This window comes from Geodermatophilus sp. SYSU D00708 (assembly GCF_054050115.1).
Map to the genome: position 1 here is coordinate 1 of NZ_JBJGYS010000020.1, position 20,276 is coordinate 20,276.

Consider the following 20,276-nt stretch of genomic DNA (forward strand, 5'->3'; position numbering starts at 1 on the left):
CTTATTGTATTTTTTTTTTTTTCTTTTTTAATATATTTTTTTTTTTTTTTTTTTTTTTTGTTGGTTGTTGGTGGGGGGGGGGGGGGCCGCCCCGCCCCCCCCCCCCCCGCAGGCCGCTCAGGCCGAGCCGACGGCGGACAGGACCGCCAGGGCGTCGCGCGTGGCCGCGACGTCGTGCACGCGCAGCACCGACGCTCCGCGCTCGACGGCGACCAGCGCCGCGGCCAGGGAACCGGGCAACCGCTCCCCCACGGCCCGGCCGGTCAGCTGCCCGACCATCGACTTGCGCGACAGCCCCACCAGGACCGGCACCCCGAGGCCGGCGACCACGTCGAGCGACGCCAGCAGCGCGACGTTGTGCGCCAGCGTCTTGCCGAACCCGAACCCCGGGTCGACCACCAGGTGCTCCGGGTGGACGCCGGCGCCGAGGCAGGCGGCGATCCGCTCGGCGAGGAAGGCGCGCACCTCGGCGACGACGTCCCCGTAGCGGGGGTCCTCCTGCATGGACACCGGCGAGCGCTGCATGTGCACCAGGCACACCGGCACGCCGAGCTCCGCGGCGGCCGCGAGGGCGCCCGGCCGCTGCAGCGCCCGCACGTCGTTGACCATGCTCGCCCCGGCGGCCACCGCCGCGCGCATGACCTCGGGCCGCGAGGTGTCGACCGACAGCGGCACGGGGACCCGCCCGGTCAGCGCCTCGACCACCGGGACGACGCGGTCCAGCTCCTCGGCCACGGACGGCGGCCGTGAGCCCGGCCGGGTCGACTCCCCACCGATGTCGATCAGGTCGGCGCCCTCGGCCGCCAGGCGGCGGCCGTGCCCGACGGCCCGCTCGAGGTCGTCGAAGCGGCCGCCGTCGGAGAAGGAGTCGGGGGTGACGTTGAGGATGCCGCAGACCAGGGGCCGCCCCCCGCGGAGCAGCCGGCCGAGCGAGTCGGCGGTAGCGGTCGAATGCGGGGCCTCCACCAGCGCCGTGGCCGTCACGACGCCCCTTGCGCCGAGGCGACGGTGTGCTGCAACAACAGCGCGGTGGTCACCGGGCCGACCCCGCCGGGCACCGGGGTCAGGCCGGCCGCCCGCCCGGTGACCGAGCCGGCGTCGACGTCCCCGACCAGTCCGCCGTCGGCCGTCGGGTTGGTCCCGACGTCGATGACGACCGCGTCCTCGGCGACGTGCTCGGCCGTGATGAGCTCCGGTCGCCCGACGGCCGCGACGAGCACGTCCGCGGACCGGGTCACCGCGGCCAGGTCCTTGGTGCGGCTGTGGCAGACGGTCACGGTGGCGTCCCGCTGCAGCAGCAGGTGCGCCACGGGCTTGCCGACGACGGTCGAGCGGCCCACCACGACGGCGTGCGCCCCGGACAGCGGGACCCCGTGGGCGTCCAGCAGCGCGAGCACGGCCTCGGCGGTCGCCGGCGGGTGCGCGGGCAGGCCGGCGGCCAGCCGTCCCAGGCTGAGCGGGTTGGCGCCGTCGACGTCCTTGGCCGGGTCGATCGACGCGGCCAGGTCCTCGACGACGGCCCCGGCCGGCAGCGGGGTCTGCAGGATGATCCCGTGCACCGCGGGGTCCGCGCTGAGGGCGGCCAGCTCGGCGCGGATGCGGTCCGGCGTCGCGGTCTCCCCCAGGTCGACCACCGTGCAGGTGATGCCGGTCCGCTCCGCGGCCCGGGCGATGGAGCGGACGTACCAGGCGCTGGACTCGTCCGCCGTCGCGACGACCACGGCCAGCCGCGGCGGGGTCCCGGCCGCGGCCAGCTCGGCGGCAGCGGTGGCCGCCTCGGCGCGGATGCGGGCGGCCAACTCGGTGCCGCTCAGCGTCGCGGTCACCGGACCAGCCCGTCCCGGACGGCGGCGGTGACCTTCTCCGCGCGCAGCACCAGGTCGTCGACGGTGTCGACGACCGCGGCGAGCTCACCCCAGGCCGTCGGGTCCTTGATGCCGCCGAGGTTGACCTCCACGTTGACCCGCGCCGTCGTGGCCGCGGCCCGGGCCGCCTCCGCCGCGGCGGCGACGTCGCTGACCACGCTGCGGTTGCCGATGGGCAGGAGCCGCTCGGCCAGGTCCAGCACCTGCTCGGCGACGGCGACGACGATCGCCGGCACGTGCGCGGCGGCGACCAGGGCCGTCGCGATGGCGTCGGACCGGGCGGCGGCCTCGTCGGCGGTCCCCTTCGGGAGCCGGTAGGCCTCGGTGACCGCGGTGAAGGCCGCGGCGTCCTCCTCGGCCAGGCCCAGCGCGTTCTCGCGCAGCCGGTCGGCGGTGTGCGTGATGGTGCTGATCTCCTCGGCGTGCTCGGCGTACCTCGCCGAGTCGCTGTAGCGGGCGACCATCGCCACGAGGGCGGCGGCCTGGGCCGCGTGCAGCGCGGCGGTGGCCCCTCCCCCCGGTGCGGGCACCCTGGCGGCGAGCTGCGCCAGGAACGTCTCGATGCTGTCGGTGCGCACGTGCGGTCCTCCGGGTCGGTGGAACTCCGGTCAGGTGGGCGGCCCCCGTGCAGGGCCCCGCCGCGAGCCTGTGAGCGGCGGGGGGCACGGGGGTCCTTTCTCTAGCCGCGGATGCGGGCCATCTCCGGGTCGACGAGCGGCTCGGCGGCGACGGTGGCCGCGATCCGGGTGCCGAAGTACTCGATCTCCACCTGCGTGCCGACGGTCGCCGAGGCGGGCAGCCAGGCGTAGGCGATCGGCCGGCCCACGGTGTGCCCGAAGGCCGCGCTGGTCACGTAGCCGGCCGGGCGGCCGTCGACGAGGACCGGCTCGTGGCCGAGGACGACGCTGCGGCCGTCGTCGATCGTCAGGCAGGACAGCCGGCGGCCGACCGTGTCCGCGCTCTTCCCGGCGAGGGCCCGACTGCCGATGTGGCCCTCCTTCTGCTTGCGGACGGCGAACCCGAGGCCGGCCTCGTACGGGTCGTGCTCGGTGGTCATGTCGTGGCCCCAGGCGCGGTAGCCCTTCTCCAGCCGGAGGCTGTTGAAGGCGGCGCGGCCTGCCGCGATCACGCCGAGGTCCTGGCCGGCGCGCCAGAGCACGTCCCACAGCCGCCGGCCGTTGTCGGCGCTGGTGTAGATCTCCCAGCCGAGCTCGCCGACGTAGGACAGCCGCATCGCCGTCACCGGCACTCCCCCGATCCGGGCCCGCTTGGCGCGGAAGTACTTCAGCCCGTCATTGGAGAAGTCGTCGGCGCTGACCCGCGCGACGAGGTCGCGGGCCCGCGGTCCCCACAGGCCGATGCAGCAGGTGCCGCCGGTGATGTCGCGGACCTGCACGCTGCCGTCGTCCGGCGCCTCGCGCAGGAGGTGGTCGAGGTCGAGCGGGCCGTTGGCGCCGACCTGGAACAGCTGCCCGCCGAGCCGGGCGACGGTGAGGTCGCTGCGGATGCCGCCGGCCTGGTCGAGGGCCAGCGTGTAGGTCACCGCCCCGACGGACTTGTCCATCTCCCCCGTCGTCAGCCGCTGCAGCAGGTCGAGGGCCCCGGGACCGCTGACCTCGAGCCGCTTGAGCGGCGTCATGTCGTACATCGCCACGGCGGTGCGGGTCTTCCACGCCTCCGCGGCCGCGATCGGGGACCAGAACTGCCCGGCCCACGCGTCCCGCTCCGGCGGCACCCACTCCGCGGGCAGCTCCTCCACCAGGCCGGCGTTGGCCTCGTACCAGTGCGGCCGCTCCCAGCCGGCGGCCTCGAGGAAGACCGCGCCGAGCTCCTGCTGCCTGGCGTGGAAGGGGCTGACCCGCAGGTCGCGCGGGGACAGCCGGGGCTGCAGCGGGTGGATCACGTCGTAGATCTCGACGAAGTTCTGCTGCGAGGTCTCGCTGACGTACTCCGGCGCGAGCTGGACGTCCTCGAACCGGTGGACGTCGCAGCCGTGCAGGTCCACCTCGCTGCGGCCGTCGACGAGCAGCTGGGCCACCGACCGGGCCACGCCCGCCGAGTGGGTCACCCAGACCGCCTCGGCGATCCAGAAGCCGGCCACGTCCCGCGACTCCCCGATCAGCGGGCCGCCGTCCGGGGTGAACGAGAAGACGCCGTTGAAGCCCGAGTCGATCTTCGAGGCGCGCAGCGAGGGCAGGAGCAGCTGGCTCTCCTCCCACTGGGGCGCGAAGTCCTCCTCGGTGAAGGGCAGCATCGAGGGCATCGACTCCTCCCCGACGCCGTCCCCCTGCGGCAGCTCGCGCAGGTCGACCGGCATCGGCCGGTGGGCGTAGGAGCCGATGCCCAGGGTGTCGCCACGCTCCCGGTAGTAGAGGTCCTGGTCCTGGTGCCGCAGGATCGGCAGGCTCGCCTCACCGAGCTCGGTGTTGCGGCCGACCAGGTCGGGCACCTGGCCGGTCCAGACGAACTGGTGGGCCAGCGGCAGCAGCGGCACGTCCATGCCGACCATCGCGCCGAGCTCCTGGCCCCAGAAGCCGGCGCAGGACACCACGAGGTCGGCGGGGATGACGCCGTCCGGCGTCCGGACGCCGGTGACCCGCCCGCCGGACTGCTCGATGCCGGTGACCCGGGTCGAGCCCTGGAACCGGGCGCCCCGGGCCTCGGCGCGGCGGGCCAGGGCGACGACCGCCCGGGACGCCTTGGCAAGGCCGTCACTGGGGATGTGCAGGCCGCCGAGGATGCGGTCGCGGTCGACCAGCGGGTGCAGCCGCACGCACTCGTCGACGTCGACCACCTGCGCCTCGACGCCCCACGAGGTGGCCCAGCCCTGCTTGCGGTGCAGGTCCGCGAGCCGCTCGGGGGTGGTGGCGACCTCGAGACCGCCGACCTGGTTGAAGCACCAGGCGCCGTCGACGTCGATGCTCAGCAGCTTCTCGACGGTGTAGCTGGCGAACGCGGTCATCGTCTTGGACGCGTTGGTCTGGAAGACCAGCCCGGGAGCGTGCGACGTGGAGCCCCCGGTCAGCGGGAGGGGGCCCTGGTCGACGACGGTGACGCGGTCCCAGCCACGGGCGGTGAGCTCGTCGGCCAGGTTGGCCCCGACGATCCCCGCTCCGATGATGACCACACGAGGGGTGGTGGACATTGCTATCGCTCCTGACTGCCAGAAGATCGCGGTCGGCCCCTCTGCAGGGTCCCGCCCCGAGCCTGCGAGGGGCGGGGGGCAGAGGGGTCCTTCATCAGTGGTCGTGGGTGGGGGTGGAGGTGAACTCGAGGGCCGCGTCGAGCAGCCAGTCGGCCAGGTAGCCGGCGAAGGACGACCGGACGAGGACGACCACGTCGTCGCCGGTGTCGGAGAGGACCAGCAGGACGACGCCGGCCTGGCCGAGCGTGGTCTGCGCGCTGCTCCCCCGGCCGGCCACCCGCGGGTGCAGGTCGATGGCGCAGCCCTTGGCCAGGACGTCGAGCACCCGGGCCCCCGTGAGGCGGAGGCCGATCCGCTGCGCGGAGACGTCGGTCGCGGACCCGCCCAGCGGGAGGACGGCCGCGCGCACCCGGGCCTCGAGCTCCTCGGGTGCCTCGGTGGTGCTGGTGAGCAGCCACTCGTCCGGGCCGAGCCAGACCGCCCGCCCCGATCCGGCCGGCACCCAGGTGTTGGGCGCCGTGGGCAGGTCGACCCCCAGCGCGGCCGACGTCTCGGCGCCGACCGAGCCGAGCCGGACGTCGACCATCGCCACGTACGGCTCGACGGCGATGCCGACGGTGTCGGGCAGGCGCTCGAAGGCGCTGCTCCACGCCTCGAGCGGGTGCGTGCGCAGCAGCTCAGCCATCGCGACGGGCTCCTTCGGGATCGACCAGCACCGACCCGGTGACCTCGACCGGGACGAGGGTGCCGTTGACGGGGACGTGGACGGTCTCGCCGATGCGCTTCCGGCCGCCCTTGACCAGCGCCAGGGCGAAGGGGCGGGCCAGCTCGGCGCTGCGGTAGCTGGAGGTGACGTGGCCCAGCATCGGGACCGGCGGGGGCGGCAGCTGGCCGTCCGCCCGGTACTCGACGATCTGCGAGCCCTCCGGCAGCACGGTCCGCCGGTCCACGGGCAGCAGCCCGACCAGCTGCTTGCGCAGCGGGTCGGAGTTGGCCGGCCGCGAGAAGCTGCGCTTGCCGACGAAGTCGGGCTTCTTCTTCGACACCGCCCAGCCCATGCCGAGGTCCTGCGGGGTGACCGTGCCGTCGGTGTCCTGCCCGATGATCGGGTAGCCCTTCTCCGCGCGGAGGACGTGCATGGTCTCGGTGCCGTACGGCGTGATGCCGTACGGGCGGCCGGCCTCGAGCAGCCGCTGCCACACCGCGACCGCGTACCAGGGGTTGACGTAGACCTCGAAGGCCAGCTCGCCGGAGAAGCTGATCCTGGCCAGGCGGACCGGCACGCCGTCCAGGGTGGTGTCCCGCCAGGTCATGAAGGGGAACGCCTCGTTGGCGACGTCCACGCCGGGGAACACCGCGCCGACGACGTCGCGGGAGCGTGGGCCGACGACCGGGAAGGTGACCCACTGCTCGGTGACCGAGGTGCAGTGGACCCGCAGGTCCGGCCACTCGGTCTGGACCCACTCCTCCATCCAGTCGAGGATCTTCGCCGCACCGCCGGTGGTGGTGAGGACGAGGAAGCGGTCCTCGGCCAGGCGCAGCACCGTCCCGTCGTCGATGACCATGCCGTCGACGCCGCACATGACGCCGTAGCGCACCGAACCGACCTTCAGGCTGCTCATGAGGTTGGTGTAGAGCCGGTCGAGCAGGACGGCGGCGTCCGGGCCCTGGACGTCGATCTTGCCGAGGGTGGAGCCGTCGAGGATCCCGACGCCGGTGCGGGCCGCGGCGCACTCGCGGAGGACCGCGGTCTCCATGTCCTCGCCGGGCCGTGGGTAGTAGCGGGGCCGCTTCCACTGGCCGACGTCCTCGAAGACCGCCCCGGCCGCGACGTGCCACTCGTGCAGGGCGGTGACCCGCTCGGGGTCGAAGAGCCGGCCGCGGTCGCGGCCGGCCAGGGCGGCGAAGGCGACGGGGGTGTAGGGCGGCCGGAACGTCGTCGTCCCGGTGTCCTGCACCGGCACCCCCAGCAGCTCGGCCACGATCCCCGAGGTGAGGACGCCGGAGGTCTTGCCCTGGTCGTGCGCGGTGCCGATCGTCGTGTACCGCTTGACGTGCTCGATGGACCGCAGGCCGGCGCCGACCGCGCGGACGATGTCGGCGACCGTCGCGTCGCGCTGCAGGTCGACGAACGAGGTGCTCCCCTCGGCGCCGGTGGTGTCCGGCACCCGCCACAGCACCAGCGGCGGGGTCGGGACGACGGGCTCCGGGGCGGCGGGCAGCCGGTCGTCGTCCGCCGGCGCGATCGCCAGCGCGGACATCGCCGCGCGGGCCGCGCGCTGCCCGTCGGCCAGGCACCCGGCCAGGTCGAGCACGCCGGCGGCCGAGCCGGCCACCGACAGGCCGTCGAGCTCCTCGCCGGGCACGAAAGCGCCGAGGCCCTCGTCGTAGCGCAGCCGGCCGCGGGCCTGGCTGAACAGGTGCACCGCGGGGTTCCAGCCCCCGCTGACCAGGAGCAGGTCGCAGGCGATCGCGCTGGCGGCGCCGACCTCCCCGCCCGCGAACGGCGCGACCAGGGCGTGCGTGACCCGCTCGACGCCCTGCGTGCCGGTCACGACGGCTCCGGACAGGACGCGGATGCCTGCCTGCTCGCACTCCTCGCGCCGGCGCGGCGAGCCCTCCGGCCGGGCGTCGACCACCGCCTGCACCCGCACCCCGGCGCGGGAGAGGTCGAGGGCGGCGTCGTAGGCGCTGTCGTTGGTGGTGAAGACGACGGCCTCACGACCCGGCAGCACGCCGTAGCGGTGCAGGAACGTCCGGGCGGCGCCGGCCAGCAGAGTGCCCGGGCGGTCGTTGTCGGCGAACACGACCGGGCGCTCGTGCGCTCCGGTCGCCACGACGACGGAGCGGGCCCGGATGCGCCACACCCGCTGGCGGGACAGGTGCTTGGGCGCGGATGCGCCGAGGTGGTCGGTCCGCCGCTCCAGCGCCAGGACGAAGCCGTCGTCGTAGCTGCCGAAGGCGGTGGTGCGCTGCAGGTGCAGCACCTCCGGGGAGGCGGCCAGCTCGGCGACCGCCGCGGCGACCCACTGCAGCGCCGGAGCGCCGTCGAGCCGGTCGGTGCCCGAGAGCAGCGAGCCGCCGGCCTCGGACTGCTCGTCGACGAGGGCGACGCGCGCCCCGGCCCGGGCGGCGCTGAGCGCGGCGGCCAGGCCCGCCGGCCCGGCCCCCACGACCAGGACGTCGACGTGGGCGTGGACGGCGTCGTAGCGCGCGGAGTCGGGGACGTCGGCCAGCCGGCCCTGGCCCGGCAGGCCGTGGGCGACCAGTCCGTCGGTGAGCTCGACGGTGGAGGCCAGCAGCATGGGCTCGGGGAAGGGCTCCTCGATCTGCACGAGGCCGCCCGGGTCCTCGGCCCACGCCGCGGCGATGCCGCGGGGGCGGCCGAGCTTGATGCTCGTGGCGACCTGGTGCCGGCCGTTGGCGAGCAGCGCCGAGGCCAGCGTGTCGCCGGGGTGGCCGGGGAGGGTCTGCCCGTCGAAGGTGAACTCGACGGTGGTGGTGCGGTCGATGCGGCCGCCCTCGGCGGTGCGGAACGGGCTCGTCATGAGGTCACCGGCTTGGGGTCGTCGAGGCGGTAGACGCGCTCGAAGCGGTAGGTGGCGGTGTCGCGGACGGCGTTGAACCAGCGGCGGCAGCCGGCGCTGTGGTTCCAGCGCTCGGCGAAGCGGCCCTTGGGGTTGGCGCGGAAGAAGACGTAGTGCGCCCACTCCTCGTCGGAGAGCTCCGCCGGGTTCTCCGGGTACGGGACGTGGGCCTGGCCGCCGTAGGAGAACTCGACCTCCTCGCGGGGGCCGCACCACGGGCATGCGATGAGTTGCACGGGGACTCCCTGGGTCAGTGGGCGACGGCGGCCGCGCCGTGCTCGTCGACGAGCGCGCCGGTCACGAAGCGGTCGAGGCTGAACGGCGCCACGGTCGGGTGCGGTTCGTCGTGGGCGATGGTGTGCGCCAGGGCCCAGCCGATGCCGGGGGTGGCCTTGAACCCGCCGGTGCCCCAGCCGCAGTTGAGGTAGAGGTTGTCGTAGGGGGTGCGGCCCACGATCGGCGAGGCGTCGGGGCTGGTGTCGACGATGCCGCCCCAGGTCCGCAGCAGGTGCGCCCGCGCGAACACCGGGAACAGCTCGACGGCGGCGGCCATCTGCCGCTCGATGACGTGGAACGCGCCGCGCTGGCCGTAGCCGTTGTAGGAGTCGACGCCGGCGCCCATGACCAGTTCGCCCTTGTGCGCCTGGGACACGTACACGTGGACCGCGTTGGACATGACCACCGTGGGATGCACCGGCTCGAGCAGCTCGGAGACCAGGGCCTGCAGCGGGTGGCTCTGCACCGGCACGCGGATGCCGAGCATGTCGGTGAGCACGGATGTGTGGCCGGCCGCGCACAGGGCGACCCGGCCGGCGGCGATCGTGCCGCGGGTCGTCTGCACCCCGGTGACCCGGTTGCCGTCGGTGGCGAAGCCGGTGACCTCGCAGTCCTGGATCAGGTCGATGCCCGCCTCGTCGGCCCGGCGGGCGAAGCCCCAGGCCACGTAGTCGTGCTTGGCGATCCCGGCGCGCGGCTGGTACGTCGCGCCCAGGACCGGGTAGCGGATGTCGGTCGAGGTGTTCACGACCGGGCAGACCTTGCGGACCTCGTCGGGCTCCAGCCATTCCGCGTCGACGCCGTTGAGCTTGTTGGCCTCGACCCGGCGCACGCTGTCGCGGACGTCCTGCAGGGTGTGGGCGAGGTTGAGCACGCCGCGCTGGCTGAACAGGATCGGGTAGCCGAGGTCCTCCTCGAGCCCCTCCCACAGCTTGAGCGCGTGCTCGTAGATGGCCGAGCTCTCGTCCCACAGGTAGTTGGACCGGATGATCGTGGTGTTGCGGGCCATGTTGCCGCCGGCCAGCCAGCCCTTCTCCAGGACGGCGACGTTGGTGATGCCGTGGTTCTTCGCGAGGTAGTGCGCGGTGGCCAGGCCGTGCCCGCCGCCGCCGACGATCACCACGTCGTAGGAGCGCTTCGGCTCCGCGTCGCGCCAGAGGGCGTCGGGGTGCTCCGGCAGGTCCGCGCCCGGGGTGCGCGGCGTGCGGGGGGCGTGGGAGGAACCGAGGCTCATCGAGGGACCTCCGTCAGGTCGGGGTAGAGCGGGTGGCGGTCGGCGAGCCGGGTGACCCGCGCGCGGAGCCCGGCGAGCTCGTCGTCCCCGGTCGAGGGCCGGAGCGCCGTGGCGATGACGTCGGCCACCTCGGCGAAGTCGTCGAGGTCGAAGCCGCGCGCCGCCAGTGCGGGGGTGCCGATGCGGACCCCGGAGCTGACCATCGGCGGGCGGGGGTCGAAGGGCACCGCGTTGCGGTTGACGGTGATGCCGATGGAGTGCAGCCGGTCCTCGGCCTGCCGGCCGTCGAGGGCCGACTCGCGCAGGTCCACCAGGACGAGGTGCACGTCGGTGCCACCGCTGACCACGTCGATGCCGGCCTCGCGGGAGTCGGGGGCCAGCAGGCGCTCGGCCAGGATGCGGGCGCCGGCGAGGGTGCGTTCCTGGCGCTCGCGGAACGCGGGCTCGCCGGCCAGCTTGAAGGCGACGGCCTTGGCGGCGATCACGTGCTCGAGCGGGCCCCCCTGCTGGCCGGGGAAGACCGACGAGTTGAACTTCTTGGCCAGCTCCGCCGTCGCGAGGATGACGCCGCCGCGCGGGCCGCCCAGCGTCTTGTGGGTGGTCGAGGTGACCACGTGCGCGTGCGGCACGGGCGACGGGTGCAGCCCGGCGGCCACCAGCCCGGCGAAGTGGGCCATGTCGACCATCAGGTAGGCCCCGGCCTCGTCGGCGATCCGCCGGAACTCGGCGAAGTCCAGCTGGCGGGGGTAGGCCGACCAGCCCGCGACGATGAGCTTGGGCCGCCGCTCCTGCGCCAGCTTCTCCACCTCGGCCATGTCGACCCGGTGGTCCTCGCGGCCCACGTGGTAGGCGGCGACGTCGTAGAGCTTGCCGGAGAAGTTGAGCTTCATGCCGTGGGTCAGGTGACCCCCGTGGGCCAGGTCCAGGCCCAGGATGGTGTCGCCGGGGTCGAGCAGGGCGGACATCGCCGCGGCGTTGGCCTGGGCACCCGAGTGCGGCTGCACGTTGGCGTACTCGGCGCCGAAGAGGCCCTTCAGCCGGTCGATGGCCAGTTGCTCGATCACGTCGACGTGCTCGCACCCGCCGTAGTACCGCCGGCCCGGGTAGCCCTCGGCGTACTTGTTGGTCAGCACCGACCCCTGGGCCTGCATGACCGCCACGGGGGCGAAGTTCTCGCTGGCGATCATCTCCAGCGTGGTCTGCTGCCGGGTCAGCTCGGCGGCGATCGCGTCGAAGACCTCCGGGTCGGTGTCTCCCAGCGATCGGTCGAGCACGCGGTCCGCGACGGCTTCAACCTGGACGACCATGCCGGGGTCCCTTCTGTCATGAATCAATGCCGAGGACTGGTATATCAGTCGTGCAACACCGTAGGGTGGCGCTCGGGCGGGGGTCAAGGGGTTCGGCGGAAGCGATGTGACCGGGGCCTCCCCGGGGTCGGCACACGTCCCCCCGCACCCCGCCGCGCGCCGTTCCACACGTCCCCACGAGAGGAGATCCGTCGCCATGGCCTACGAGGTGAAGGGCGTCGTCGCCCGCGGCAAGGGCGCCCCGGTGGCCGTCGAGACGATCGTCGTCCCCGACCCCGGTCCGGGTGAGGCCGTCGTCGACGTGCAGGCCTGCGGGGTCTGCGCCACCGACCTGCACTACCGCGAGGGCGGGATCAACGACGAGTTCCCGTTCCTGCTCGGCCACGAGGCCGCCGGCGTGGTCTCCGCCGTCGGGGAGGGCGTCACGAACGTCGCGGTCGGCGACTTCGTGGTCCTCAACTGGCGGGCGGTCTGCGGCCAGTGCCGCGCCTGTCTCAAGGGCGTGCCGCAGTACTGCTTCGACACCCACAACGCGGCGCAGAAGATGACGCTCACCGACGGCACCGAGCTGTCCCCGGCGCTGGGCATCGGCGCGTTCGTGGAGAAGACGCTGGTCCACTCCGGCCAGTGCACCAAGGTCGACCCGGCCGCCCCGGCGACCGCCGCGGGGCTCCTGGGCTGCGGGGTGATGGCCGGGGCCGGGGCGGCGATGAACACCGGCGCGGTCCGCCGCGGCGAGAGCGTCGCCGTGTTCGGCTGCGGCGGCGTCGGGAACGCCGCGATCGCCGGGGCCAAGCTGGCCGGCGCGACCACGATCGTCGCCGTCGACATCGAGGACCGGAAGCTGGAGTGGGCGAGGCAGTTCGGCGCCACCCACACGGTCAACTCGCGGAAGACGGACGCGGTCGAGGCGATCAAGGGCCACACGAACGGCTTCGGGGTGGACGTCGCGATCGACGCCGTCGGCCACCCGGCGGTGTTCGAGCAGGCCTTCTACGCCCGCGACCTGGCCGGCCGCGTCGTGCTGGTCGGCGTCCCGACCCCGGACATGAGGATCGAGCTGCCGCTCATCGAGGTCTTCGGCCGCGGCGGTGCGACGAAGTCCTCCTGGTACGGCGACTGCCTGCCCAGCCGCGACTTCCCGATGCTGGTCGACCTGTACCTGCAGGGGCGCTTCCCGCTGGACCAGTTCGTCACCGAGGCCATCGGCCTGGACGACGTCGAGGAGGCGTTCGACAACCTGCGCCGGGGCGAGGTGCTGCGTTCCGTGGTGGTGTTGGACAAGTGAGCGAGCGTGCGAGCTCACCGAGGTGCAGCACGGCTGCGCGAGTCGACCGACTGGTCACCTCCGGTGCCGACGGGCAGGCCGAGACCAACGTCTGGCTGGTCGGGGACGATGACGAGGTGCTCGTCATCGACGCCCCGCGCGACGCCGCCCCGATCCTCGAGGCGGTCGGCGGACGGACGGTGACGGCGATCGTGCTCACCTCCGGGCACGGCGACCAGGCCACCGGCGCCGTGGCCCTGCGCGAGGCCACCGGCGCGCCGATCTGGCTCAACCCCGCCGACCTCGGGCTCTGGAGCGCCGTCCACCCGGGTGCGCTGCCCGACTCCGCCGTCGGCCACTGCACGCCCTTCTCCGTGGCCGGGACGCTCCTGCTCTCGATGCACACCCCGGGCCACAGCCCGGGGGGCACCTCGCTCTACTCGCGGGACCTGGGCACCGTCTTCACCGGCGGCACCCTGCCCGGGGCCGCCGGGCACTCCGCCACCGACGCGCCGACCCTGCGCAGCTCGGTCCGCTCGCGCCTGCTGACCCTCCCCGCGGACACGGTGGTCAAGCCCGGCCAGGGCGAGGACACCACCATCGCCGCGGAGGCGTCCCGTGTGCGTTGAGGTCCCGGGCCCGAGCCGGGTGACTGCGGACGACGGCCGGCCGGCCCGGGGGCGAGCCCGGGCCGCGCTGGCCCGAGCGCTGCGCGAGGCCAGCTACGAGGTGCTGCCGCTGCGCGGCGCCGAGGAGTCGGTCGTCGAGCACGTCCCCCGGACCGTGCCCCTCACCGTGACGGTGACCGAGGCCAAGGGCCTGACGCCCACGCTGGAGCTGGCCGAGCGGCTGTCCCGCCAGGGGTTCGCGGTCAGCCCCCACCTGGCCGCTCGGCTGGTCCGCGACGCGGCGCACCTGACCGACCTCGTGGCACGGCTCCGCGACGCCGGCGTCGACGGCGTGTTCGTCGTGGGGGGCGACGCCGCCGAGCCGGCCGGGTCGTTCCCCGACGCGCTCAGCCTGCTCGAGGAGCTGGAGACCGCCGGCCGCCCCTTCCGGCACGTGGGGATCGGTGGCTACCCCGAGGGCCACGGGCACATCAGCGCGGAGCTGATCGAGCGGGCGCTGGAACGGAAGGCGCCGCACGCGACCCACGTCATCACCCAGCTGTGCTTCCACCCATCGACGACGACGGCCTGGGCGCGCCAGGTGCACGAGCGCGGCGTCGCCCTGCCGATCCGGGTCGGACTCCCCGGCGCCGTGACGCGGCAGAAGCTGGTGCGCATCTCGGCCGGGCTCGGGCTCGGCCAGTCCGCCCGCTTCCTCGCCAAGCAGCACAGCGTGTTCTGGCGCTTCTTCCTCCCGCACGGCTACCGGCCCGACCGCCTGGTCGAGCGCCTCGCGCCCGCCCTCGGACAGCCCGGGCACGGCCTGCAGGGCCTGCACTTCTTCACGTTCAACGAGGTGGCGCGGACCGAGGCCTGGCGGCGGGCGTGGCTGGCCCGCCTGTCGGACGCCGGGTGCGATGACCGGTGAGCGCAGCGCGGCCGGATCCGCCCTGGACGTGTCGTACGGGGCCGTCACCGTCCTCGGCTCGCCGGAGGCAGGCCGCTACCCCACCGGCAACTCCCTGCTGATCCGCGGGACGCGGGGCACCGTGCTGGTGGACCCCTCGCTCGAGGTCCACCGGCGCGGCGGGGTGCCCGGCGGCGTGGACCTGGTCGCCGTCAGCCACGGCCACGAGGACCACCTGGCCGGGCTGCACCTGTTCCCGGACTCCCCGGTCCTCGCCCACCCGGCCGAGGTCGGCGCCGTCCGCTCCCCCGACGTCCTGCTGGCCGGCTTCGGGATGGGGCCCCGGGAGGCCGGGGCCGTCGCGGAGGGGCTCCGCGAGACCTTCCACCTCGCCGAGCGCCGGGACGTCAGCACGTTCGACGACGGCGACGTCCTGGACCTCGGCGGCCGGACCGTGACCGTCCTGCACCTGCCGGGGCACACCGCGGGCCACTGCGGCTTCCTCGTCGAGCCCGACGGCTTCCTGTTCCTCGGGGACGTCGACCTCACGTCCTTCGGCCCCTACTACGGCGACCTGTCGAGCAGCCTGGAGGACTTCGAGGCGTCGATGGCGCGCCTGCGCGACGTCGAGGCCCGGTGGTACGGGACCTCCCACCACGTCGGCGTGGTCGAGGGCCGTCCCGCCTTCCTCGCCGCCCTGGACCGGTTCGCGGCGGTCATCCGCCGTCGGGACGACGTGCTCCGGGAGCTGCTCCGGCAGCCGCGGACCCTCGAGGACGTCGTCGCCCACCGGCTGGTGTACCGGCCACACGTGCAGCTGCCGCTGGTCGACGCGGTGGAACGGCGCACCGCCCGCCTGCACCTGGAGCGGCTGGTGCGCCTCGGCGCCATCGTCGTCACCGACGACGGCTACCTCGCCGTCTGACGGATCCGGCCCCGCGGCGCGCCGGCGAGCACGCGCCGCGGGACCGGTGGACGGTGGCCCTCCTGCCCTCGGTGGGGGCAGGAGGGCCCTTGCATCAGCGGGACAGGCGCTGCGTCAGCCAGTCGTGGAAGGCGCCGATGTGGTGCTCGGAGGGCACCAGCACGCCACCCTTGGCGTAGGCCCGGGAGGACATGGCCGGCTGGGTCCGCTCGCAGGCGGCGAAGTCCTGCTCGTTCACGCGGTGGAACAGCTCCACCGACCGCGACACGTCCCGGCCCGACTCGACGACCTCGTGCGTGTACAGCCAGTCGCACTCGACGATCGTCCGGTCGACCGAGACCGGGAACATGCGGTGGAAGATGACGTGGTCGGGCACCAGGTTGACGAAGACCGTCGGCTTGACCGTGATGGCGTAGTAACGCCGGTCCTGGTCCTCGTCGACGCCCGGCAGCCGGTCGAAGCCCTCGCTGCCGTCGACGGTGAAGCCCTTGACGTCGTCGCCGAACTCCGCGCCGTGCCCGACGAAGTACTGCGCCGCGTAGCCGTCGGCGAACTCGGGGAGCACCTCGGTGAGCTCGGGGTGGATGGTCGCGCAGTGGTAGCACTCCATGAAGTTCTCGATGATCAGCTTCCAGTTGGCCTTGACGTCGTAGGTGACGCGGCGGCCCACGGACAGCGAGTCGAGGTCGTAGTGGTCGATCGCCTCCACGCTGCCGAGGCGCTCGACGACCTCGCTCATGACGCTGTCCTCGAAGGACGGGGGCTCCTTGGCCAGGCACACCCACGCGTAGCCCAGCCACTCCCGCAGCGCCACCGTGACCAGGCCGTACTCGACCCGGTCGATGTCGGGCATCTTGGTGAGGTTGGGGGCCGCGATGAGCTTGCCCTCCAGGTCGTAGGTCCACGCGTGGTACGGGCACCGGAAGGCGCGGTTGGTCGCGCCCGAGTCCTCCGTGCAGATCTGCGCACCGCGGTGCCGGCAGATGTTGAGGAACGCGCGCAGCTGCCCGTCCCGGCCGCGGACGACGAGGACGCTCTCGCTGCCCACCTGGACCTTCTTGAACGAACCGGGCTTGGCCAGGTCGCTGGACCGCACCACGCAGAACCACATGTCCTCGAAGACGTGCGACTGCTCCAGCGCGAAGACGGCGGGGTCGGTGTAGTAGTGGCCCGGCAGCGTGGAGATGAGGCTCGCGGGCTGTTCGGTGGTGGTCATACGGCACCTCGGGGTTCCGTCGGCGATCTGCGGGACGCCGGAAGTCGGACAACACGGGTCTGCGACTAGCCACGGTCGTCGTCCGCCAGCGAGCTCAGGACGACCGGCGTGTTGCACATTACAGAGCGCGTCGCGCTCTACGCAACAACTTGACGGTGCAAACGTGCCCGGAGACGTTTCGAGGGCTGCGGGGGCGACGGGGTGCGCACGCGACGCGATCGTGCGGTCGCTCCGTCCGCGCCGCGTGCACCCACCGCGCAACGAGGGCGACGCCCCGAGGGAACGCTGCGAGGCGGGGCGGCGCCGGGCGGGCGGCGCCCCGCCGGGTCAGCGCGTCTGGCTGAAGAAGCCGAGCCTCCGGCTCAGCTCGTCGGCGCCCGACACCACGCGCCGGGCCAGTCGCGCGAAGTCGGCCGGGTCCATGCGGAAGGACGGCCCGGAGACGCTCAGCGCCGCCATCACGTCGCCGTCCGCGCCCCGGACGGGCGCGGCGACGGCGTTGAGGCCGACCTCGTACTCCTCGACGGTGCTGCCCCATCCCTGCTCGACGATCCGGTCGAGGTCCTGCCGCAGTGCCTCGGGGTCGGTGGTCGTGGTGTGCGTGTAGCGCGGCAGCTCCCGGGAGAGCACGCCCTTGCGGACGGCGTCGGGCGCGTGGGCCAGGAGCACCTTGCCGCTCGACGTGGCGTGCAGCGGGGTGCCCTGCCCCACCCAGTTGTGCGTGCTGAGGGCCGCCGGCCCGCGGACCTGGCTGACGTTCACCGCGCGGTCGCCGTCCAGGATGGCGATGTTGACCGTCTCCTCGAGCTCGGCGGCCAGCGCCTCGCAGATCGGCCGTCCCTCGCGCGCGATGTCCAGCTGTGCGGCGGCCGCGCCGGCGAGGCGCACGACGCCGAAGCCCAGCCGGTACTTGCCCCGGTCGGCCAACTGCTCGACGAAGCCCCGGCTCTCGAGGGCCGCGACCAGCCGGAAGGCCGTGGACTTGTGCACGCCGAGTTCGGCCGCCACCTCCGTGACGCCGGCCTCCCCCTGGGCCGCCAGGATCTCGAGGACGCTCAAGGCGCGGTCCACGGACTGCACGACGGCGACCGAGCCCCGCTCTGCGTTCTCTGCCTGCGGCTCACTCATGATCTCAGGGTAGGTGGCCCCTGCTACGCCCCCGCTCCCCTTCCTCTTGACGACGGGGTGAAGCGCGAGCAGGCTGTTGCGCTATCAGCACTGCGTTGCGTGTAATGCAACAACGACGAGCTGGAGCGCCCATGATCCCGGTCTGTCCCACGACCGCCCTGCCGCCCGGTGAGGCCATCCGAGTAGCGGCCGACGAGCCCATCGCGGTCTTCAACGTCGACGGCGACTTCTACGCCATCGACGACACCTGCACCCACCAGGACGCCTCGCTGGCCGACGGCTGGCTCGACGGCTGCGCCGTGGAGTGCCCCCTGCACTCCTCGTGCTTCGACCTGCGCACCGGCAAGGTGTCCGGTCCACCGGCCAAGACGCCGGTCCGCACGCACGCGGTCGTCGTCCGGGACGACATGGTCTACGTGCAGCCCGGTGTGCCCGCGGACGGTGCCGCATGACCCCGACGGTCGCCGTGGTCGGCGCGTCCCTGGCCGGCCTCTCGGCTGCGCGTGCGCTGCGGGAGCAGTCCTTCGAGGGCCGCATCGTGGTCATCGGCGACGAGGTGCACGCCCCGTACGACCGCCCGCCCCTGTCGAAGGAGTTCCTGGCCGGGACGGCCTCGCTGGAGGACATCGCCCTCGGCGCACCCGACGACGACGACCTCTCCCTCGAGTGGCGGCTGGGCGCCACGGCGGTCGGCCTGGACCGCCCGAGCCGCACGGTGCTGCTGGACGACGGCAGCACGGTGCGCGCCGACGGCGTCGTCCTCGCCACGGGGGCCCGCGCCCGGCGCCTGCCCGGCAGCGAGGGGCTCGCCGGCGTGCACGTGCTGCGCTCCCTGGACGACGCGGTCGCCCTGCGCGCCGACCTCGCCGCCGGTGGACGTCTGGTCGTGATCGGCGCCGGCTTCATCGGGGCGGAGGTCGCCTCCACGGCCCGCACGCTGGGATGTGAGGTCACCGTCGTGGAGACCCAGCCCGTCCCGCTCGCCGGTCCGCTGGGTGCCGACATGGGCGCGGTCTGCGCCGGGTTGCACGCCGACCACGGCACCCGGCTGCTCGTCGGCACCGGTGTCGCCGGCCTGGTCGGCACCGCGAGGGTGGAGGCGGTCGAGCTGACCGACGGCACCCGCCTGCCCGCCGACGTGGTGGTCGTGGGGATCGGCGCCCTGCCCAACGTCGAGTGGCTGGCCGACTCCGGCGTGGCCCTCGGCAACGGCGTCCTCACCGACGCGCGCGGCGCGACGAACACCCCGGGCGTGGTCGCGGTCGGCGACTGCGCCGCGGTGTGGTCGGCTGCCGCCGAGCGGCACGTCCGCACCGAGCACTGGACGCACGCGCTCGAGCAACCGGCGACCGCGGTCGCCACCCTGCTCGGCGCCGGGGAGCCCGCGGCGACCCCGGTGCCCTACTTCTGGTCCGACCAGTACGGGGCCCGCATCCAGTTCGCGGGATCGCGCCGCGAGGGGGACGTCGCCCGCGTGGTGGAGGGCAGCTGCGCCGACCGCAGCTTCCTGGTGGTCTACGAGCGCGACGGGCAGCCCGTCGCCGTCCTCGGGATGAACCAGCCCCGGTTGTTCACCCGGTGGCGCCGGCAACTGCGCTCAGCGGTGCCCACGCCGTCCTGACCGCCCCGCCGGCGCCGTCCGGCCACCGGCGCGCGGCGCGGCGAGCGCGGCGGCCGCTCCGAGGACCGCGGCGGCGGCGAGCGGAGCCCGCGACCCGGCGGTGTCGGCGAGGACGCCGAGGAGGGCGGCGCCGGCGGCCTGGCCGACGGTCAGCGCGATGAACAGCAGGGCCGTGGCCTGGGCGGCCGCTCCCGGCGCGAGCCGGCTGCCCCAGACGATCAGCACGCCGCTCAGGGCCACGAACCCGCAGCCGAAGAGCGCCAGGGCCGCGGCGGCGACCACGACGGACCCCGGCCGCCAGGCGAGCAGTCCCGTGCCGGCGGCGGCGAGGCCGGTCGAGGCCAGCCAGACGGCGGGGAGGCCGGCTCGGCGCACCGAGCTCCCGCTCAGGCCGCCGAGCAGGGCGGCACCGCCCAGCAGGCACCACAGCAGCCCGGCGACCCGGGCGGACAGTCCGCTCCCGGTCGTGACGTCGGCACCGAAGGTCCACACCCCGGCCCCACCGGCCCCGGCGAGCAGCGCGGCGGTCAGCGCGCGGACGAGCCGCCGCGGCTGCAGTCCGGACTCCGGCCGGTCGCGGTCCGGCACCGGTGGGCGCCAGCAGGCGGACCGGTCGGCCCACCAGGTCACGAGCAGCGCGCTCCCGGCGAAGGCGACCCACGCCCACCGCCACTCCCCCGGCCAGGCCAGCACCACCAGGCCGCCGGCGACCACCCCTGCCCCGGTGCCGCTGTTGACCACTGCCTGGGAGCGCGGCTCGGCGGCCGGCGACACCGTCCCGGCCACGGCGGCCACCAGTGCCGGACTGGCGGCACCGGCTCCGCTGCCGGCGACGAGCGCGCCGATCGCCAGGACCGGTGTCGCCTCGGCGGACGCGACCGCCAGCGACCCCGCGGCGGCACTGAGACCGGCCGACCACAGGGCCGGACGCGCCCGGCCCCGGCCGACCAGGTACAGGCCCAGCCCGGCAGCGGCGCAGTAGGCGAGGTAGCTGCTCGCGGCGATGCCCCCGGCGGCACCGGGCGTCAGCCCGAGGTCCGAGCGGAACTGCGGCAGGTAGAGGCCGAACCCGTACCGGGTCAGGCCGTAGGTGACGGCGACGACCAGCAGTCCGCTGACCACCAGCGCGCCCGGCGCCCGCCCGGCGTCCGGGCCGCGAGCCGACCGTAACGATCGTTTCAGCATAACGA

The 20,276-nt window shown here is 74.2% G+C and carries 18 protein-coding genes; 6 read left to right on the forward strand and 12 right to left on the reverse strand.

Going from position 1 to position 20,276, the window contains the following annotated elements:
• Positions 1-117: 117 nt before the first annotated feature.
• From folP to glyA, 9 genes are all read right to left on the reverse strand, one after another.
• Positions 118-984 (reverse strand): dihydropteroate synthase, encoded by an 867-nt coding sequence (gene folP / locus ACI79D_RS16750; RefSeq protein ID WP_456919577.1) that lies wholly within the window; start codon positions 982-984, stop codon positions 118-120.
• The gene (locus ACI79D_RS16755) at positions 981-1,826 is read right to left on the reverse strand and encodes a bifunctional 5,10-methylenetetrahydrofolate dehydrogenase/5,10-methenyltetrahydrofolate cyclohydrolase (protein ID WP_456919578.1); all 846 of its coding nucleotides are present in this window, start codon (positions 1,824-1,826) and stop codon (positions 981-983) included. The genes folP and ACI79D_RS16755 overlap by 4 nt, the downstream gene beginning before the upstream one ends.
• Positions 1,823-2,443, reverse strand: coding sequence for a cyclodeaminase/cyclohydrolase family protein (locus ACI79D_RS16760; protein ID WP_456919579.1), 621 nt, complete (start codon positions 2,441-2,443; stop codon positions 1,823-1,825). Before ACI79D_RS16760 ends, ACI79D_RS16755 begins: the two co-directional genes overlap by 4 nt.
• A 101-nt stretch (positions 2,444-2,544) precedes the next feature.
• Positions 2,545-5,010: a GcvT family protein gene (locus tag ACI79D_RS16765; RefSeq protein ID WP_456919580.1), complete on the reverse strand. Its 2,466-nt coding sequence runs from the start codon at positions 5,008-5,010 to the stop codon at positions 2,545-2,547.
• Between the two features lie 94 nt (positions 5,011-5,104).
• Entirely contained in the window at positions 5,105-5,695 is a 591-nt protein-coding gene (locus ACI79D_RS16770) for a sarcosine oxidase subunit gamma (RefSeq protein WP_456919581.1), read from the reverse strand.
• Complete coding sequence (locus ACI79D_RS16775) at positions 5,688-8,558, reverse strand: 2Fe-2S iron-sulfur cluster-binding protein (RefSeq protein WP_456919582.1); 2,871 nt, start codon at positions 8,556-8,558, stop codon at positions 5,688-5,690. Before ACI79D_RS16775 ends, ACI79D_RS16770 begins: the two co-directional genes overlap by 8 nt.
• Entirely contained in the window at positions 8,555-8,833 is a 279-nt protein-coding gene (locus ACI79D_RS16780) for a sarcosine oxidase subunit delta (RefSeq protein ID WP_456919583.1), read from the reverse strand. The genes ACI79D_RS16775 and ACI79D_RS16780 overlap by 4 nt, the downstream gene beginning before the upstream one ends.
• Before the next feature lie 14 nt (positions 8,834-8,847).
• Positions 8,848-10,107: a sarcosine oxidase subunit beta family protein gene (locus ACI79D_RS16785; RefSeq protein WP_456919584.1), complete on the reverse strand. Its 1,260-nt coding sequence runs from the start codon at positions 10,105-10,107 to the stop codon at positions 8,848-8,850.
• Entirely contained in the window at positions 10,104-11,414 is a 1,311-nt protein-coding gene (gene glyA, locus ACI79D_RS16790; RefSeq protein ID WP_456919585.1) for a serine hydroxymethyltransferase, read from the reverse strand. The genes ACI79D_RS16785 and glyA overlap by 4 nt, the downstream gene beginning before the upstream one ends.
• A 196-nt stretch (positions 11,415-11,610) precedes the next feature.
• Here glyA and ACI79D_RS16795 point away from each other — a divergent pair, with 196 nt between their 5' ends.
• From ACI79D_RS16795 to ACI79D_RS16810, 4 genes are read left to right on the forward strand one after another with little or no spacing between them, the layout of a single operon-like run.
• Positions 11,611-12,702 (forward strand): S-(hydroxymethyl)mycothiol dehydrogenase, encoded by a 1,092-nt coding sequence (locus ACI79D_RS16795; protein ID WP_456919586.1) that lies wholly within the window; start codon positions 11,611-11,613, stop codon positions 12,700-12,702.
• Positions 12,699-13,310 carry an MBL fold metallo-hydrolase gene (locus ACI79D_RS16800; protein ID WP_456919587.1) on the forward strand — a complete coding sequence of 204 codons (612 nt, stop codon included), beginning with the start codon at positions 12,699-12,701 and terminating at the stop codon, positions 13,308-13,310. The genes ACI79D_RS16795 and ACI79D_RS16800 overlap by 4 nt, the downstream gene beginning before the upstream one ends.
• A gap of 19 nt (positions 13,311-13,329) precedes the next feature.
• Positions 13,330-14,217, forward strand: a complete 888-nt coding sequence (locus ACI79D_RS16805) for a methylenetetrahydrofolate reductase (protein ID WP_456919588.1) — start codon at positions 13,330-13,332, stop codon at positions 14,215-14,217.
• Positions 14,207-15,121 (forward strand): MBL fold metallo-hydrolase, encoded by a 915-nt coding sequence (locus ACI79D_RS16810; protein WP_456919589.1) that lies wholly within the window; start codon positions 14,207-14,209, stop codon positions 15,119-15,121. The genes ACI79D_RS16805 and ACI79D_RS16810 overlap by 11 nt, the downstream gene beginning before the upstream one ends.
• A 94-nt stretch (positions 15,122-15,215) precedes the next feature.
• On the opposite strand, the gene ACI79D_RS16815 is transcribed toward ACI79D_RS16810, so the two are convergent.
• Both ACI79D_RS16815 and ACI79D_RS16820 read right to left on the reverse strand, forming a co-directional pair.
• Positions 15,216-16,337, reverse strand: a complete 1,122-nt coding sequence (locus ACI79D_RS16815; RefSeq protein WP_456919590.1) for an aromatic ring-hydroxylating oxygenase subunit alpha — start codon at positions 16,335-16,337, stop codon at positions 15,216-15,218.
• 327 nt (positions 16,338-16,664) lie between these two features.
• Positions 16,665-17,465 carry an IclR family transcriptional regulator gene (locus tag ACI79D_RS16820; protein WP_456919591.1) on the reverse strand — a complete coding sequence of 267 codons (801 nt, stop codon included), beginning with the start codon at positions 17,463-17,465 and terminating at the stop codon, positions 16,665-16,667.
• A 131-nt stretch (positions 17,466-17,596) separates the two neighbouring features.
• On the opposite strand from ACI79D_RS16820, the gene ACI79D_RS16825 reads away from it, so the two are divergent.
• Entirely contained in the window at positions 17,597-17,917 is a 321-nt protein-coding gene (locus tag ACI79D_RS16825) for a bifunctional 3-phenylpropionate/cinnamic acid dioxygenase ferredoxin subunit (protein ID WP_456919592.1), read from the forward strand.
• Positions 17,914-19,086 (forward strand): NAD(P)/FAD-dependent oxidoreductase, encoded by a 1,173-nt coding sequence (locus ACI79D_RS16830; RefSeq protein ID WP_456919593.1) that lies wholly within the window; start codon positions 17,914-17,916, stop codon positions 19,084-19,086. Before ACI79D_RS16825 ends, ACI79D_RS16830 begins: the two co-directional genes overlap by 4 nt.
• Here ACI79D_RS16830 and ACI79D_RS16835 read toward each other — a convergent pair.
• On the reverse strand, positions 19,063-20,271 hold the full coding sequence (locus ACI79D_RS16835; protein WP_456919594.1) for an MFS transporter: 1,209 nt from the start codon (positions 20,269-20,271) through the stop codon (positions 19,063-19,065). The two genes, ACI79D_RS16830 and ACI79D_RS16835, sit on opposite strands and share 24 nt — an antisense overlap.
• Between the last annotated feature and the right edge of the window lie 5 nt (positions 20,272-20,276).